The following is a 15565-nucleotide window of genomic DNA, read 5'->3' as shown; positions in this document are numbered from 1 at the left end:
TCGGCATGCATGCATCATCGCGGGCATGCGCGGACCGCGGGTAGCGGTCTTTCAGCACGGGGGCATTCTCGTTTCGGAACGTCCGGGTTAGCCCTGACGCCCGCGTCCCGCCATCAGGCCGGGGCCGCAGGCAGCACGCCAAGATGGGCCAGCAGCGCGCGGGCGGCGGGCGACAGCGCGTGCAGATCCCGCACCGCGATGCACAACGGCGTGCTGGACCAGGGCCCGCGCAATGCAATGAAGCGGATGTCCAGGTGCGCCAGGCGCGCCTTCAGGTAGTGCGGCACCACGGCCACGCCCATGCCGCGCGCCACCAGCAGGCAGATGGTCTCGTGAGAGCTGACGCGGGCGCTGATGCGTCGCGTCACACCCGCTTCCCGCGCCGACTGCTCGAAGACGCTGCTGATGCCGTTGTCGCGATTCAGCTCGATCTGCTCGAACGGCAGCAGTTGCGCGTAGTCCAGCGTCTCGCGGTCGGCCAGCAGGTGCTGGCCCGGCACCACGGCCGCCAGCTCGCAGTGGCCGCAGGGAAACACCTGCAGGCCGTCATGGCCGAAATCGGACCCCGCGGCCACGTCTGCCTGGCCTTCCAACACCGCGCGAAACGCCGCCTGGGTCGTGTCCTCTTCCAGCGAGATGTCGATCTGCGGATAGGCCCGACGGAACGACTGGATCTGCGCCGGCAGGTCCCCCGACAAAGCCGCGAAGCTGACCGCCAGCCGGATGTGTCCGCGCACGCCGGTCGCAAATCCTGCCATGTCGCGATGCATGCGATCCATGTCTTGCAGCACGCGGCGCACATGGGCGGCCAGCGCGTCGCCGGCTGGCGTCGGCTGCACGCCCTTCACGCCCCGCTCCAGCAGCGGCACGCCAAAGGCGTCCTCCATTTCCGACATGCGCTTGCTGACGGCCGAGGGCACGATGTTCTCGCGCGCGGCGGCGCGCGCGAGACTGCCCTCCTCCAGCGCGGCCAGGAAAAGACGCAGGGAAACGGGGTCGATATCGCGGGTGGGCGAGGCGGTCGGGATCGGCTTCATGGCGCAAAGTGTCGTTCCTAGTTCATCTTGGCAGGGATGGGGGTTTTCCCGCACGACTCGTACGAGCCCCCCGGGCGCCAAATCCCCGTCTGATCGCCATTTTTCCGACGCCCAAGGCGCGTATGATCCACAATTCCGCCGACCCGGCCCCAATATCCGCATCCACCCCTTCATGCAATGCGCCCGCTGCAACTGGCAAAACCCCGCCGCTCATAAGGTCTGCTTCAACTGCAACGCGCCCTTGTCGCTGGCCCCTTCTGCTGCGGGTTCTCCTGCGCCGGCCGCCGCACGCGACACGCGCGTCTTCGCCAGCTTCTGGGCCCGGCTTGGCGCGACCGCGATCGACGCGAGCTTCATGGTGGGGGCGATAGTTGTGCTCTGCCTGGCCGCTTCCTACACCTACCAAGGCCTGACGGGTGATCATAGGCCCACCGTGCTGCTGCTTGCGGCCGGGCTGCTGGGCTGGCTGTTGCCCGCTTTCATGGACGCGTGGGGGAATGGATCGCCGGGAAAGCGGCTGTTGAAACTGCGGGTGGTCACTCGGCAGGGCAGCGCGCCGGGCCTGCTCCGCTCCTTCTGGCGGCACACTCTGAAGTACACACTGAACGTCGCCCTGCCCGGCATCTTCCACCACCTTCAGCAGACCATCTTTGGCGAGCGCGCCGTGCACAATTCGCTTGCCGGAACGCATGTGGTGTCCAGCCAGGCCGATCCCCGGAAGGTGAACGCGGCAGTGGCCACGGCGCCCGCCGTTACGGGCGCCGGGAAATTCCTGATCACGGTCTTCGGCGTGCTGGCCCTGGTCCTGGCGGGGATCGTGCTCGGCGCCGTCGCCCTGGACAAGGACGAGGACAGCCCGCTACGCGCCGAAGTGGCGCACCTGGACCGCGTGTCCGACCCCATCCGCCGGGTTGCCGAAAGCCACTACCAGCGCACCGGGACCTTCGCGCCTGACATCGCTGCCCTCGGCATCACGCAGGCATCGCTGGACGCCATCGGCTTCAGCAGGCTGGATCTGAATCCGGTCAACGGCGTGCTTCGCTTCACCATCGCCGGCGAACCCGGCACGGCCGAGTCGCCTTCGCTGGGCGGAAGGCATCTGGCCTACCTGCCCGAGCTCCGTTCGGAGAAGAAGGGCGGCGGCGTGCGCCGCTGGCAGTGCGGCAGCGACGACATCCCCCGCGAAGACCGCCCCTATGGCTGCCGCCACGAAACGGGCGCTTTCGCCCGATAGCCCGCCGACCCTTGATTCCGGAATTCCGCATGTCCAGCCTGATGGAAGCCATACACCGCGCCGACGATGGCGACGACCACGCGCAAATGCTCGCCTTGTGCGAACAGGGAGTACGCGAACAGCCGGGTTCGGCCGTGATGTGGGCGTTGCGCGCCCGCTATCACGACAAACGCCGGGCGTACGCCCAGCGGGACGCGGACCTGGAGCGCGCCCTGGCGCTGGATGCCCATTGCAGCGAGGCCACCCGGGTGCGCGCCACGGCGCTCTACGACGCGGGGCAGCAGCAGGAAGCCTGGCGCATTTTGAGCGACGCCCTGCGGCGCGCGCCTTCGCATTTCGGGCTGTTGATGGCGCAGGGCTACCTGCTGATCAACGATCGCCGGCTGGACGACGCCATTGCCAGCTGGACCCGCGCCACGCAGATCCGTCCCGGCGCCGCGGCCCCGCACTGCTATATCGGTTCGAACCTGCACAATGCGGGCCGGTACCAGGATGCCGTGCCCCATCACCGGCGCGCCGTGGAACTGGCCCCCGGCAATGGCGGCTTCCTGTACGACGCAGGCAACAATTACCGACGGCTGGGCGACCTTGCCAACGCAATCGCCATGTTCGATCGCGCCCGCGTGATCCTGGGCGAGGACAATGCCGTCCAGCACAACCGGGCCTCCTGCCTTCAGGCGCTGGAGCGCCACGAAGAAGCGGTGGAAGAATGGACCGCGTTGCTGCGCCGCGAGCCTGACTGGGACTGGCCGCTGGAGGGCAAGGCGCGCTCGCTGCACCGGCTGGGCCGGGCGGATGAAGCCACGCCGCTGTGGCTGCGGCTGGACGTCCTGTCGGACGAAGGTTGGGCCGGCCGCCGCGAGCAGGCCAGGGAGTATGTGCGCAGCGGCGAACCGGCCTTGGCCGAGCGGGCGCTCCAGGGCCTGGATCCGCTGGCCAGCGGGGATTCGCAGTTGTTGTTCGTCGCCGGCAACGCAAAGCGCGACTCACGCCGCTGGGACGAGGCGCTACCCTATTACCTGCGCGGCTACGAACTCGATCCGAATAATGACTTCCTGCCCGGCAATGCGGGCGACATGCTGAATCGCCTGGAACGATATGCCGAAGCCCTGCCCTTGTCGGAAGTGGCCATCTCGCTGGACCCGGACTGGCTGAAATGGCGAAGGGTTCGCATCGAGGCGCTGACCGGCCTGGGCCGCAGCACCGAAGCCGTAACCGACGCGGACGCCGCCTTGGCGCGGTGGCCCGACGATGCGCCCTTGCAGGGCGAGCGCATTGACGCGTTGATTGCCGACGGCCAATACGACAGGGCGCTGTCCGCCTGCGACGCTCTCGTCGCGCTGGACCCCAGGCATCAGGGCTGGGTGATGTTCTCGCGTGGGGAAATCTACGGCCACATGAAACGCCATGCGGAATCGGCGCTGGCCTACCGCCAGGCCAGCGCCGCTTTCCAGCAGAACGGCAAGGCTGACATGCAGGCGCTTTCCCTGCAAAACGCGTTGGCGGCCGAAACCGCCGCGGCCGCGCCTCGCGGGTTCCTGCGGCGCCTGTTCGGCGGCAAATAGCATCCCGGGCGCGCCAGGACTTGCGCCGCGGGTTACGGTCCCCGCCCGGCCCCCATCTTCTGGCCGTGGTCCGAACTCCTCCCCCGTCCGTCCCGTTCATTGCGTGATTACCCTCGCTGGGGCCATGCGCAGCAATTCCCTGTGTCCAAGGTGGTATAGTCTCGCCCGCTGCCGGCCCGACAGGGTTGCGCATCGCCCGAGTGGTGAAATTGGTAGACACAAGGGACTTGAACTAATTTGAGCCCTTTGGGGGAAACTCCAAAGGTGTAGCCCGTCAAACTCGGTGAAGGCCCTGGACCCGTTCCGCGCTAATGCCGAGCCAAGCCCCGATCGAACGATCGGGGAAGGTGTAGAGAGCAGACGGCGGGCACCTAAGGCCGAACGGCTATGGTGAAGGCGTGCTCCAGACCACGAACAGCAGTGCCTGCTGGCGGCGAAAGCCGAAGTGGTACGAAAATCCCTCGGCCTCGCGGCCGTACCGGTTCGATTCCGGTCTCGGGCACCATCATTGCTGGACAACATGCGCTCCCCCGGAGCAAGCTTCCACATCAGGATGCGGCTTGCCGCCGCTTCGGAAGTCCGGGAGCCGCGCATGTGTTCGCACTATCAGACGCTTAAGGATGCCGAACTGCTGCTGAAGAAATTCGGCGTCAGGCGGAAACCGGCCGCGCTCGGCAAATACGATATGTGGCCCCGATACGAGGGTCTGTTCGTGCGCCGCCCCATCGAGCATGACGCCGGCGACGAGGCCGTGCCTGAGCGCGAGGCCGTTTCCGGCCGCTGGGGCCTGATCAGCGCGATGACGCGGGCCGACGGACTGGATCGTGCCGGCAAGCTGTCCACCTTCAATGCCCGTGCCGAGACGGCCGCCACGTCGTTCACCTTCGGCAATGCCTGGCGCCGTGCCCAGCACTGCATCATTCCTGCCGACGCGATCTTCGAACCCGACTGGACGTCCGGCGTCGCCGTCGCCACCCGCTTTACCCGCCTGGACGGGGAGCCACTTGGCATTGCCGGACTGTGGGACCGGTATCGCGATGCGGCCGGCCAATGGCATGAAAGCTACACCATGCTGACCGTCAATGCCGACAACGACCCGGTTTTCAGCCGCTACCACCAGGCGGGCAAGGAGAAGCGCATGGTCGTCATCCTGCCCGAAGGCGCATACGGCGACTGGCTGACCGCCAACCCGCTGCACAGACGGGATCTCCTGACGCCTGTCCCGTCCGACATGCTGCTTGCCGCACCCATGACGGAGTCCGTCCAGCTATCCATCCTCTGACCGGGCCCGTCTCCCTGATGACGTGGATTTTTTCGCAACGTGCAACGCGGCCGCATGATCCGGCTGCCTGGGAGCGGCGCCATGATGACATTGCATTCCTATCCCGGACTCTTCGGCCTGGAAGACAACAATCCGTACGGCCTGAAGGTCTACGCCTTCCTGAAGCTTTGCGGTCTGCCGTTCAACCATGAACATGGGATCGACGTCAGCGCCGCCCCCAGGGGACAACTGCCCTACCTGACCGACAACGGCCTGCCCCTCGGCGACAGCGACGCCATCATCGGCTACCTGAAGCGCCAGTACGCGCTGTCGATCGACGCCGCGCTGAATCCTGCGCAACGGATGCAGGACCTGATGATCCGGCGCACCCTGGACGATCTGTATTGGGTGATGTCCTATTCAAGATGGCGTGATGAGCGCTATTGGCCGTTATTTCGCAAAGCGCTGCTGGACACGCATCCCGACGTGACGCCCGAGCAGTTGGAAGCCGCCCGGCAGTTCAATTTCCAGCGTTACCACTTTCAGGGCATCGGCCGGTACGCCCCCGAGGACGCTTACGCGCGCGGCATCGCGGACCTGGATGCGATCGCCGGCCTGCTGGGCGACAATGGCTTCATGTTCGGCCCGCTACCCGTCAGCACGGACGCCGGGCTGTATGGCTTTCTGGCCAACATCTACTATTACGACATCGATACGCCGCTCAAGCGCGAATTGCTGGCCCGGAAGAATCTGGTCGACCACTGCCTGGCGCTGCGGGCGGAAATCTCCTGAGCCCTGCGGTCCGCACGACACGGCGATCGAAAAACCATTATTCTTCAGCCTCTTCCCATCCTGAACCGTCCGGGCGGCATGGCCTTGCCGCCCCTTCCGCATGCCTCGCGGGCCGTCCTGCGTTATTTCCGATCTTGACCTCCACCCCACCCTCTCCTCCCTTCATCGTCCTGGACGCCTGTGTCCTCATGTCCGGCATCTTGCGCCGGCTCTTGCTGCGCCTGGCCGAGGCCGGCGTGTTCCTGCCGGTCTGGACCGAACGAATCGGCGAGGAATGGCGGCGCAATGCATCGCGCATCTGGGACATCCCGGCCGAAGTGATGACCGAGTTCTGGACGGACATGAACGCGCGGTTCCCGGCCGCGATCGAATCCGACACGCAAGTGTATGAAGCGTCGCTGCGCTACAGCGACCCCAAGGACTTCCATGTGATCGCCGCCGGTCTGGCGCGCCGGGCGCGTTGCGGCCTGCCCCAGACGCCCGTCGTCCAGGTGCTGACCTGGAATCTGAAGGATTTCAACCGGTCGGAGCTGCGTCGCCAGGGCCTGGATGTCTACAACCCGGACCGCATGCTCGTGCATTGGTGGCAGGCGAACTCGGATCGCATGCGGGACGCCATTGCCCAGATTCCGGCCGACTACGTCGCGCTGGGCCGCGAGCCCGAGCCCCTTGTGGCGACGCTGCATCGCGAACGCCTTTACGGGCTGAAGAGCCTGGTGGCCCGGCAATAAAAAGAAGCCTGGGCGGCTTGCGCCGCACCAGGCCAAGAGCCAATCTGTGCCTGCCTGTCAGTCGACTTCGACGAAGGCTTCCTCGCGCTTCTTGCGCAGCGCCGGCATTGCCACCAGCACCAGCAAAATCGCGGCAAGCCCCAGCAGCGTGGCCGACAGGGGCCGCGTGACGAAGGTCGAGAATTCACCGCGCGACAGCAACAGCGCCCGGCGGAAGTTCTCTTCCATCATGGGCCCCAGCACCAGACCCAGCAGCAGCGGCGCGCCTTCGCAGCCCAGCTTGCTCCAGACGTACCCGATGATGCCGAAGATGGCGAACATGAAAATGTCGAACGCGTTGTAGTTCAGCGAGTACACGCCGATCGTGCAGAAGACCAGGATCGCGGGAAAAAGCATGCGATATGGCACGCGCAGCAGCTTCACCCAGATGCCGATCAGGGGCAGGTTCAGGATCACCAGCATCAGGTTCCCGATCCACATCGACGCGATCAAGCCCCAGAACAGCTCGGGGTGGCTGGACATAACCTGGGGGCCCGGCTGGATGTTGTGGATGGTCATTGCGCCCACCATCAGCGCCATCACCGCGTTCCCGGGGATGCCCAGGGTCAGCAACGGAATGAACGAGGTCTGCGCGCCGGCGTTGTTGGCCGATTCGGGGCCCGCCAGGCCCGCAGGATGGCCCTTGCCGAACCGCTGCGGCTCTTTGGAGAGCTTCTTTTCCAGCGTGTACGACGCAAATGCCGACAACACCGATCCGCCGCCGGGCAGAATGCCCAAGGCAGAGCCCAGCGCGGTGCCTCGCAAGATGGCCGGCGCGGCCTCGCGGAATTCCTCGCGGCTCGGATAGAGCGACCCGACCTTGTCGGTGATTTCCACCCGGTTCTCTTTCAGTTCCAAGTTGGCCATGATTTCCGACAGGCCGAACACGCCCATGGCCACGATGGCGAAGTCGATGCCGTCCTGCAGCTCCGGAATGCTGAAGTCGTAACGGGCAACGCCCGAATTGACGTCGGTGCCCACCATGCCCAGCAGCAGGCCCAGGAGGATCATGCAGATCGCCTTGGGCAACGAGCCCGACGCCAGCACCACTGCGCCGATCAGGCCCAGCGCCATCAGCGAGAAGTACTCGGCAGGGCCAAAGGCGAAAGCCACTTCGGCCAGGGGCGGGGCGAAGGCGGCGATCAGCACGGTCGCGACGCTGCCGGCGAAGAACGACCCGATGGCAGCCAGCGACAACGCGGCGCCCGCGCGGCCGTTTCGCGCCATCTGGTGTCCGTCCAGCACGGTCACCACCGCCGACGTTTCACCAGGCAGGTTGACCAGGATGGCCGTGGTTGACCCCCCGTATTGCGTGCCGTAATAGATACCGGCCAGCATGATCAGCCCGGCAGTCGGAGGCAGCACGTACGTGATGGGCAGCAGCATGGCGATCGTGGGCACCGGTCCAAGGCCGGGCAATACGCCGACGAGCGTGCCCAACAGGCAGCCGATGAATGCGTAGGTCAGGTTCTCGGGCGTAAAGGCGACCGAAAACCCCAGCATCAGGTTGTGTAGCAGTTCCATGTCCGGTCTCCTAATTGGTCAGCACGCTGGGCCACAGCGGAAAGATCAAGCCCAACCCACGGATAAAGGCAACGTAGGAGAACGCCACCAGGAACAGGCCGTTGGCCACGGCGACCTTCCAGTTGAATTCGTGACTGGCATAGCTGCTGACCAGAACCAGCAGGAATACCGAGATGTACAGCCCGAGATAGCGCAGGGCGAAGCCATACATGAACACGGACCCCACGACCAGAAACAGGATGCGGAAGTCGTAGCGGCTGATAGTGGTGGTCTCGGCGCGCGGGGACAAGGCGCTCATCAGGACGGTGGCGCCCATCAGAGCCAGCACGATGCCGAGCCAGAACGGGAAATAGCCGGGTCCCATGCGGGCCGCGCTACCCATGGAGTACTGGGTCGCCTGCACCGCAAAACCTCCCCCCAACGCGATGAACATGACCCCGGACCAGAAGTCCTGTCTATTTCTTATCAATCTGCTTTCTCCCAAATCTTCCGCGCTCCGGTGGTCATGGTCCGGGCTGGCGCGCATTTCTCATTCAGCGCAACCGATCGCACCCGCGTGGAAACGCCCTGAATGCCGGATGATATATCGCAAGACGACATAAATAACACCCGGGGGAACCATGATCTCGCTGGGGATATCCCTAGACCACGGGTTGGACAGGGCCTTGGCAGCAGACGCAGTGCCGACGACAACTAGTGGGGATAACCCCTTTCAAACGCTTGATTCGAAAGAGGGTTGGCGGTTTCCAGGAAAGTTCCAGGGCGAACGGAGATTTCCGCAGGAGAAATATGCAGATGCATTTTTCCTGATCACGCGCGCGCTGACCTTAGCCCACCGATGGAGACGCCAGCCGGGAGGCGTGGCTCCAGTCGGGGCGCTGCGTTGAAGCCATCCGCAAAGCACGCAGCCGGTCATGCCGCGTGGCGGCCCGACCGACGGCTTGATGAAAGCGGATTGAAAGTAGCGCCGCGCGGCGCCACTCCGGCGACTCAGTGATCGTGATTGCTGGCGGCGAAGCCCGCCGCATTCAGCACGTCGATCACTTCCTGGATATGGTCAGGGCCGCGAGTCTGGAGCACGAAATCCACCTCGACATTGCGTACGGGCAAAGAGGTGAACGCGCGCTGGTGATGAACCTCGGTGATGTTGGCCTGCGCATCGGCGATGAGCTTTGTCGCATGGGCCAGCGCGCCCGGCAGGTCGCGCAGATCGACGCGGATGCGCGCCAGCCTGCCCGCCCGCACCATGCCGCGCTCGATCAGTTCGCCCAGCATCAGCGGGTCGATATTGCCGCCCGTCAGGACCAGGCCGATGCGCTTGCCCTTGTAGCGCTCGCTGCCTTCTTCCTTGGCGCGCAGGATTGCGGCAAGCCCGGCCGCTCCAGCACCTTCGACGACGGTTTTTTCGATTTCCAGCAAGACCACGATGGCGTGCTCGATGTCGGCTTCGCTGACCAGCTCGACGCGGTCGACCAGGCGCCGCACGACAGGCAGGGTCAGGTCGCCGGGAGATTTGACGGCGATCCCTTCCGCGATGGTGTACTGGCCCGGCGGCATGGACACGCCCTTGACCGCCGCATACATGGCCGGAAACCGTTCGGTCTGCACGCCGACGATCTCGATGGCGGGATTCAGCGCTTTGGCGGCCGTGGCAATGCCGGAGATCAGGCCGCCTCCGCCGATGGCGATGACCAGCGTGTCGAGCTGCGGCTGGTCCTCCAGCATTTCCAGGGCCACGGTGCCCTGCCCCGCGATCACGGCTTCGTCGTCGTAGGGATGAATCATGATCAGGCCGCGCTCCTGGGCCAGTTCATAGCCGCGGGCCTTGGCGTCGTCGAACGTATCGCCCGCCAGGACGACCTCGGCGCCAAAGCGCCGCGTGTTCGCGACCTTCACCGTGGGCGTGAAGCGGGGCATCACGATCACGGCGGGCACGCCCATGCGTTGCGCGTGGTAGGCCACCCCCTGCGCGTGGTTGCCCGCCGACACCGCGATCACACCCTTGGCGCGTTCCTCGTCCGACAGCGTGAGCATTCGGTTCAGCGCGCCCCGTTCCTTGAAGGAGGCGGTGAACTGCAGGTTCTCGAACTTCAGCCAGATCTCGGCGCCAAAAATGTCTGACAGCGTCCTGGACAGGGTAAACGGGGTCTTCAGCACCTGGCCGCGCAGGTTCTCGCGGGCGGTCTGTATGGAGGCGATATCGATCACGGTGGAAATCCTGTTAACGCACAGGCAGGAAATTGAACAGCAAAAGGCCCTGGGCGTAGTTGATCCCGATGCGCCGGGAATTTTCGCCGAGCAGGTTGGCGATCAGGTCGAGCCGGCCGATGATGGCGCCGAACTCGCGTTCGAAACTGAGGTTCGTGACAGTCGGCGATATTTCGTTGGCCAGCAACAAGGGTTCGCCCTGGTTGTTGCGGCGCGACGCCAGCAGCCAGGCCGCCGCCTCGACGTTCCGTGCGGCATTGTAGACCCGCTGCCCGTCCAGCGTGTCGGTGGCGTAGAGGCGCGTCTTGCCGTTGTGCGCGGCGATGATGGTGTCGGCCATGCCATAGATGAAGGCGCCGACGCGGTCGCCCGAATAGTTGGGATCCAGCGCCACCGCCAGGATCTGGATGTCGCGCAGGCCGGTGAGACCGCTGGGCGGGACGCGGACCTCGATGGAGTGTTTGACCCGATTTACCGCCGTAACCAGATCCGGCGCGCCGGTCTTGCGCCATTCACGCGGATTGCGTCGGTACAGCTTGTCCAGGAGCGAATACAGACTGGCCAGGTTGTCCCGCACTTCCAGCGTGACGGTGCGGTTGAAGTCCGTCTGCGCGAGCTGGTCGGCAGTCATGTCTTCGCCCTTGGGCCCTCGTTGGCCGGGCCCGGGGCTGGACACACAGCCGGTCAGCAACGCGGCAAGCAGCGCCGTCGTGGCTGCGGTAATCGGCCACGCGGTCATGCGTCGCTCATCCGTGATCCCCCTTCGAATCGTGCTTCGAGCGCGCACCGAACATCCGGGCGGCGCCTCTCTCGCGCAAGACTTTACAGTAAGGCCGGCAAGCTGGGGAGCCGCCTGACGGAAGGTGCGAACATCCAGGCCATCGAACCCCGAAAAAAAACGGCGCCTCGCGGCGCCGTCTTTCAATCGGGATCCAGCAGCCTTATTCGGCTTGCGGTTCCGACTGAGGGGCAGCTTCCGGAGCCGCAGCGGCTTGCTGTTGCTCGATGCCGCCGATCGCCTTGATGGACAGGCGCAGGCGGCCCTTGTCGTCGGCCTCGATGACCTTGACGCGGACTTGCTGGCCGACCTTCAGCACATCGTTGATGTTCGCGATGCGGTAGTTGGCGATTTCGGAGATGTGCAGCAGGCCGTCGCGGCCCGGCAGCACTTGCACGATGGCGCCGAAGTCCAGCAGACGCAGGACCGAACCTTCGTAGATCTGGCCCACTTCGACGTCGGCGGTCAGTTCGACGATGCGGCGCTGAGCTTCCTTGGCCTGAGCTTCGTCGACGCTGGCGATCACGATCGTGCCGTCGTCGGAGATGTCGATCTGCGTGCCGGTTTCTTCGGTCAGCGCGCGGATGGTGGCGCCGCCCTTGCCGATCACGTCACGGATCTTTTCCGGGTTGATCTTGATGGTCAGCATGCGCGGAGCGAATGCGGACAGTTCGCCACGCGAGCCGTCCAGCGCTTCCTTCATCTTGGTCAGGATGTGCAGGCGGCCTTCGCGGGCTTGAGCCAGCGCCACTTGCATGATTTCCTTCGTGATGCCCTGGATCTTGATGTCCATCTGCAGTGCGGTGACGCCGTTTTCGGTGCCCGCAACCTTGAAGTCCATGTCGCCCAGGTGATCTTCGTCGCCCAGGATGTCCGTCAGCACGGCGAACTTGCCGCCGTCCAGGATCAGGCCCATGGCCACACCGGCCACGTGATCCTTGACCGGCACGCCGGCGTCCATCATGGCCAGCGAACCGCCGCAGACCGACGCCATCGACGACGAACCGTTGGATTCCGTGATTTCCGAGACCAGGCGGATCGTGTACTGGAAGTCTTCCGGAGCCGGCAGCAGCGGCACCAGCGAGCGCTTGGCGAGGCGGCCGTGGCCGATTTCGCGGCGCTTGGGCACACCGATGCGGCCCGTTTCGCCGGTGGCGAACGGAGGCATGTTGTAGTGCATCATGAAGCGGTCACGGTATTCGCCCATGAGCGCGTCGATGATCTGTTCATCCTGCTTGGTGCCCAGCGTGGCCACGACCAGCGCCTGGGTTTCGCCACGGGTGAACAGTGCGCTGCCGTGCGCGCGGGGCAGCACGCCCAGGCGCACGCTGATCGGGCGCACCGTGCGGGTGTCGCGGCCGTCGATGCGCGGTTCGCCGTTCAGGATCTGGCCGCGGACGATGGCCGATTCCAGCGAGAACATGATGTTGTCGACGGTGACGGCGTCCGGGGCGGATTCACCCTTTTCAGCGGCGGCGGCAGCCAGCTTGGCCGACACGTCGGCCGACACTTCGCGCAGCTTGGCCGTGCGGGCCTGCTTTTCACGGATCTGGTAGGCGGCGTTCAGGCCTTCCTGGCCGGCGGCGGTGACCGCGGCGATCAGGGCTTCGTCCTTGGCGGGCGCTTGCCAGTCCCAGTCGGGCTTGCCGGCGTCCTTCACGAGTTCGTGAATGGCGTTGATGACGGCTTGCATCTGCTCGTGGCCGTAGACCACGCCGCCCAGCATGATTTCTTCGGACAGCTGGTCGGCTTCCGATTCCACCATCAGCACGGCGTTTTCAGTGCCGGCGACGATCAGGTCCAGCTTCGAGGACTTGAGCTGCGAGGCGGTGGGGTTCAGGGCGTATTGGCCGTCGATGTAGCCCACGCGAGCGGCGCCGATGGGGCCATTGAACGGGATGCCCGAGATGGCCAGTGCGGCCGAGGCGCCGATCATGGCGGCGATGTCGGGATCGATTTCCGGATTGACGGACAGCGTGTGGATGACCACCTGGACTTCGTTGTAGAAGTCTTCGGGGAAGAGCGGACGCAGCGGACGATCGATCAGGCGCGAGGTCAGCGTTTCCTTTTCGGACGGCTTGCCTTCGCGCTTGAAGAACCCACCCGGGATACGGCCGGCGGCGTAGGTCTTTTCGATGTAGTCGACCGTGAGCGGGAAGAACGTCTGGCCCGGCTTGGCCTTCTTGGAAGCCACGACAGTGGCCAGGACGACGGTGTCCTCGATCGACACCACAACGGCGCCGGAAGCCTGGCGGGCGATCTCGCCAGTTTCCAGGACGACCGTGTGCTGGCCGTACTGGAACGATTTAGTCACTTTATTGAACATGACGATTATTCCTTACAAATGAAAAACCGTGGCCGTCGCGACATACGTCGCACCGACCACGGTTGCGTCATGGGGAGCCAGCCCCGTCGATCACTTGCGCAGACCGAGTTTTTCGATCAGTGCGCGGTACGAATCGGGATTGCGGCCCTTGAGATAGTCGAGCAGCTTGCGGCGACGGCTGACCATACGCAGCAGACCGCGGCGCGAGTGATGGTCCTTCATGTGTTCTTTGAAGTGACCAGTCAGTTCGTTGATACGGGCGGTGAGCAGAGCCACCTGAACTTCGGGGGAGCCGGTATCGCCCTGAGCGCGTTGGAATTGCGCAACGATATCGGATTTCTTGATGTCAGCTACAGACATTGATGACCTCTTCGGACATGCGACAGGGCCGAGGCGCCCTGACGTGGTTTGGAAAAATTTGCGCGAGCCTTGGGTAAATTCGCTTTCTCACTGCTGCCAATGGCGGGTTGGGCAGAACCTGTACATGGGGCATGCGCGCCATGTTCCAAGCACCTGCGTCTACCACCAGCGGCTGGCGCAAAGTATCTTGCAAAATCAATACACTTGATAAAGCTCGATGATTATAGCTGATTCGCTAGAATTACCCCAGCAGCCGCTCCAGGGCCTCCCCTGGGGCGGACCTGGCGCGGCGCGCACCAAAAAGGAGCAGGACATGGCAAGTCATTACAGAGCGGCCCGCATGGCCGTGGCGTCGTTTGCGCTGGCCGGGCTGGCCGCCTGCGCGAACATGACCCAGGTGGCGCCCGGCACGCCGCTGGCCCAGGTGCAGGCCCAGTTCGGCGCCCCCAATTTCGAATGTCCGCAGGCCGATGGCGGCCGCCGGGTGATCTGGACCCAGCAACCCATGGGCCAGTACGCCTGGGGCGCCAACGTGGGACAGGACGGACGGGTCGACCGCGTGTTGCCCATCTTGACCGACGCGCACTTCAAGGTCCTGGAAACCGGAGATTGGGGGCCGGAACGTGTCCGCTGCGAATTCGGGCCGCCCGCCCGCATCTCCGAGGCCGGCCTTGGCGAAAAGCGCGAAGTCGTCTGGTCCTATCGCTACAAGGAAAACGGCGTGTGGAATTCGCTGATGTACGTCTACATGAGCCGGGACGGCAGCAAGGTGACTCACTTCCACCCCGGGCCGGACCCCATGTACGACGATGACCGGTTCAATTTCTGGTAGCCCCGCCAATGAAAAACCCCGCCTGTTTTCGTCAGGCGGGGTTTTTGTTTTGGGTCAGGACGAATGCCCGCGGCGCTCTTGTTGCAGGCGACGGACCTTGTTCCACCGCCACAGCCACGTGACCCACCCAGACAGGCCATACAGCACAAACAGGCCAAATAGCACGACCGGAGGATCGCTGGAAACGAATACGAACACGGCGACGACCAGCAGGATGCCCCAGAACGGCACGCTGCGGCCCAGGGCGAAACTCTTGCCGCTGAAGAACGGCGCGTTCGACACCATGGTGATGCCTGCGTACATGGTGAGCGTGAACGCCACCCAGGCCATCAGGCTGTCATGGATGGGCAGCTTGTTGTCCACGGCCAGCCAGACGAATCCGGCCACCAGCGCCGCCGCTGCCGGACTGGGCAAGCCCTGGAAAAAGCGCTTGTCCACGACCGCGATATTGGTGTTGAAGCGCGCCAGGCGCAGCGCCGCGCCAGAGACGTAGACGAATGCCGCCAGCCAGCCCCAGCGACCCAGGTCGTTCAGTATCCATTCGTACATGACCAGCGCGGGCGCCACGCCGAAGGACGTCATGTCGGACAGGGAATCGTATTGTTCGCCAAAGGCGGACTGGGTGTTGGTCAGTCGGGCCACCCGGCCGTCCATGCCGTCCAGCACCATGGCGACGAAAATGGCGATGGCGGCGACTTCGAAGCGGTCGTTCATTGCCTGCACAACGGCATAGAACCCGGCGAACAAAGCGGCGGTGGTGAACGCGTTGGGAAGCAGGTAGATGCTTCGGTGGCGGTTCTCGGAATCGCGCATGGAAAAATTGGGCATGGTCTCAATAACTTACAACGGACTTTGAAAGGTTAACCTATCTGGCCCTG

14 protein-coding genes are annotated in these 15565 nt (G+C 64.6%); 6 read left to right on the top strand and 8 right to left on the bottom strand.

Translation table 11 applies throughout. The features are described from left to right. Positions 1 to 113: 113 nt before the first annotated feature. Positions 114 to 1037, bottom strand: a complete 924-nt coding sequence (locus RT614_RS10915) for a LysR family transcriptional regulator (protein ID WP_313622136.1) — start codon at positions 1035 to 1037, stop codon at positions 114 to 116. Between the two features lie 172 nt (positions 1038 to 1209). Here RT614_RS10915 and RT614_RS10910 point away from each other — a divergent pair, with 172 nt between their 5' ends. From RT614_RS10910 to RT614_RS10890, 5 genes are all read left to right on the top strand, one after another. Further along, the gene (locus tag RT614_RS10910) at positions 1210 to 2271 is read left to right on the top strand and encodes an RDD family protein (RefSeq protein WP_313622135.1); all 1062 of its coding nucleotides are present in this window, start codon (positions 1210 to 1212) and stop codon (positions 2269 to 2271) included. A gap of 29 nt (positions 2272 to 2300) precedes the next feature. Then, positions 2301 to 3836 (top strand): tetratricopeptide repeat protein, encoded by a 1536-nt coding sequence (locus tag RT614_RS10905; RefSeq protein WP_313622134.1) that lies wholly within the window; start codon positions 2301 to 2303, stop codon positions 3834 to 3836. A gap of 592 nt (positions 3837 to 4428) precedes the next feature. After that, positions 4429 to 5118 carry an SOS response-associated peptidase gene (locus RT614_RS10900; RefSeq protein WP_313622133.1) on the top strand — a complete coding sequence of 230 codons (690 nt, stop codon included), beginning with the start codon at positions 4429 to 4431 and terminating at the stop codon, positions 5116 to 5118. Between the two features lie 81 nt (positions 5119 to 5199). Continuing rightward, entirely contained in the window at positions 5200 to 5889 is a 690-nt protein-coding gene (locus tag RT614_RS10895) for a glutathione S-transferase family protein (RefSeq protein ID WP_313622132.1), read from the top strand. A gap of 188 nt (positions 5890 to 6077) precedes the next feature. Continuing rightward, on the top strand, positions 6078 to 6620 hold the full coding sequence (locus RT614_RS10890) for a PIN domain-containing protein (RefSeq protein WP_409558448.1): 543 nt from the start codon (positions 6078 to 6080) through the stop codon (positions 6618 to 6620). A 57-nt stretch (positions 6621 to 6677) separates the two neighbouring features. Here the strand turns inward: RT614_RS10890 and RT614_RS10885 are convergent, their stop codons facing one another. From RT614_RS10885 to rpsO, 6 genes are all read right to left on the bottom strand, one after another. Further along, a complete protein-coding gene (locus RT614_RS10885) occupies positions 6678 to 8183 on the bottom strand; it encodes a tripartite tricarboxylate transporter permease (protein WP_313622130.1) in 1506 nt (501 codons plus the stop codon). Positions 8184 to 8193: 10 nt separating this feature from the next. Continuing rightward, complete coding sequence (locus tag RT614_RS10880; protein WP_313622129.1) at positions 8194 to 8616, bottom strand: tripartite tricarboxylate transporter TctB family protein; 423 nt, start codon at positions 8614 to 8616, stop codon at positions 8194 to 8196. A gap of 557 nt (positions 8617 to 9173) precedes the next feature. Beyond that, entirely contained in the window at positions 9174 to 10391 is a 1218-nt protein-coding gene (locus RT614_RS10875) for a threonine ammonia-lyase (RefSeq protein ID WP_313622128.1), read from the bottom strand. A 13-nt stretch (positions 10392 to 10404) separates the two neighbouring features. Beyond that, on the bottom strand, positions 10405 to 11130 hold the full coding sequence (locus tag RT614_RS10870; protein ID WP_313622127.1) for a hypothetical protein: 726 nt from the start codon (positions 11128 to 11130) through the stop codon (positions 10405 to 10407). 202 nt (positions 11131 to 11332) lie between these two features. Further along, the gene (gene pnp, locus RT614_RS10865; protein ID WP_313622126.1) at positions 11333 to 13495 is read right to left on the bottom strand and encodes a polyribonucleotide nucleotidyltransferase; all 2163 of its coding nucleotides are present in this window, start codon (positions 13493 to 13495) and stop codon (positions 11333 to 11335) included. A 90-nt stretch (positions 13496 to 13585) separates the two neighbouring features. Beyond that, entirely contained in the window at positions 13586 to 13855 is a 270-nt protein-coding gene (gene rpsO / locus RT614_RS10860) for a 30S ribosomal protein S15 (protein WP_006223612.1), read from the bottom strand. Positions 13856 to 14168: 313 nt separating this feature from the next. Between rpsO and RT614_RS10855 the strand changes: the two genes are divergently transcribed. Next, positions 14169 to 14687 (top strand): hypothetical protein, encoded by a 519-nt coding sequence (locus RT614_RS10855; protein WP_313622125.1) that lies wholly within the window; start codon positions 14169 to 14171, stop codon positions 14685 to 14687. Between the two features lie 54 nt (positions 14688 to 14741). Here the strand turns inward: RT614_RS10855 and pssA are convergent, their stop codons facing one another. Next, a complete protein-coding gene (gene pssA / locus RT614_RS10850; RefSeq protein ID WP_105237630.1) occupies positions 14742 to 15515 on the bottom strand; it encodes a CDP-diacylglycerol--serine O-phosphatidyltransferase in 774 nt (257 codons plus the stop codon). Positions 15516 to 15565 lie beyond the last annotated feature (50 nt).

This window comes from Achromobacter sp., from assembly GCF_032102605.1.
GTDB lineage: Bacteria > Pseudomonadota > Gammaproteobacteria > Burkholderiales > Burkholderiaceae_B > Achromobacter.
This window is presented reverse-complemented; position numbering and strand designations above follow the sequence as displayed.

Excerpts from the sequence above, each read along its gene's own strand:
- RT614_RS10885 (WP_313622130.1), bottom strand. The coding sequence starts at position 8,183 with ATGGAACTGCTACACAACCTGATGCTGGGGTTTTCGGTCGCCTTTACG.
- RT614_RS10855 (WP_313622125.1), top strand. The coding sequence starts at position 14,169 with ATGGCAAGTCATTACAGAGCGGCCCGCATGGCCGTGGCGTCGTTTGCG.
- pnp (WP_313622126.1), bottom strand. The coding sequence starts at position 13,495 with ATGTTCAATAAAGTGACTAAATCGTTCCAGTACGGCCAGCACACGGTC.
- RT614_RS10905 (WP_313622134.1), top strand. The coding sequence starts at position 2,301 with ATGTCCAGCCTGATGGAAGCCATACACCGCGCCGACGATGGCGACGAC.
- RT614_RS10910 (WP_313622135.1), top strand. The coding sequence starts at position 1,210 with ATGCAATGCGCCCGCTGCAACTGGCAAAACCCCGCCGCTCATAAGGTC.
- rpsO (WP_006223612.1), bottom strand. The coding sequence starts at position 13,855 with ATGTCTGTAGCTGACATCAAGAAATCCGATATCGTTGCGCAATTCCAA.
- RT614_RS10880 (WP_313622129.1), bottom strand. The coding sequence starts at position 8,616 with ATGTTCATCGCGTTGGGGGGAGGTTTTGCGGTGCAGGCGACCCAGTAC.
- RT614_RS10915 (WP_313622136.1), bottom strand. The coding sequence starts at position 1,037 with ATGAAGCCGATCCCGACCGCCTCGCCCACCCGCGATATCGACCCCGTT.
- RT614_RS10900 (WP_313622133.1), top strand. The coding sequence starts at position 4,429 with ATGTGTTCGCACTATCAGACGCTTAAGGATGCCGAACTGCTGCTGAAG.
- pssA (WP_105237630.1), bottom strand. The coding sequence starts at position 15,515 with ATGCCCAATTTTTCCATGCGCGATTCCGAGAACCGCCACCGAAGCATC.
- RT614_RS10895 (WP_313622132.1), top strand. The coding sequence starts at position 5,200 with ATGATGACATTGCATTCCTATCCCGGACTCTTCGGCCTGGAAGACAAC.
- RT614_RS10890 (WP_409558448.1), top strand. The coding sequence starts at position 6,078 with ATGTCCGGCATCTTGCGCCGGCTCTTGCTGCGCCTGGCCGAGGCCGGC.
- RT614_RS10870 (WP_313622127.1), bottom strand. The coding sequence starts at position 11,130 with ATGACCGCGTGGCCGATTACCGCAGCCACGACGGCGCTGCTTGCCGCG.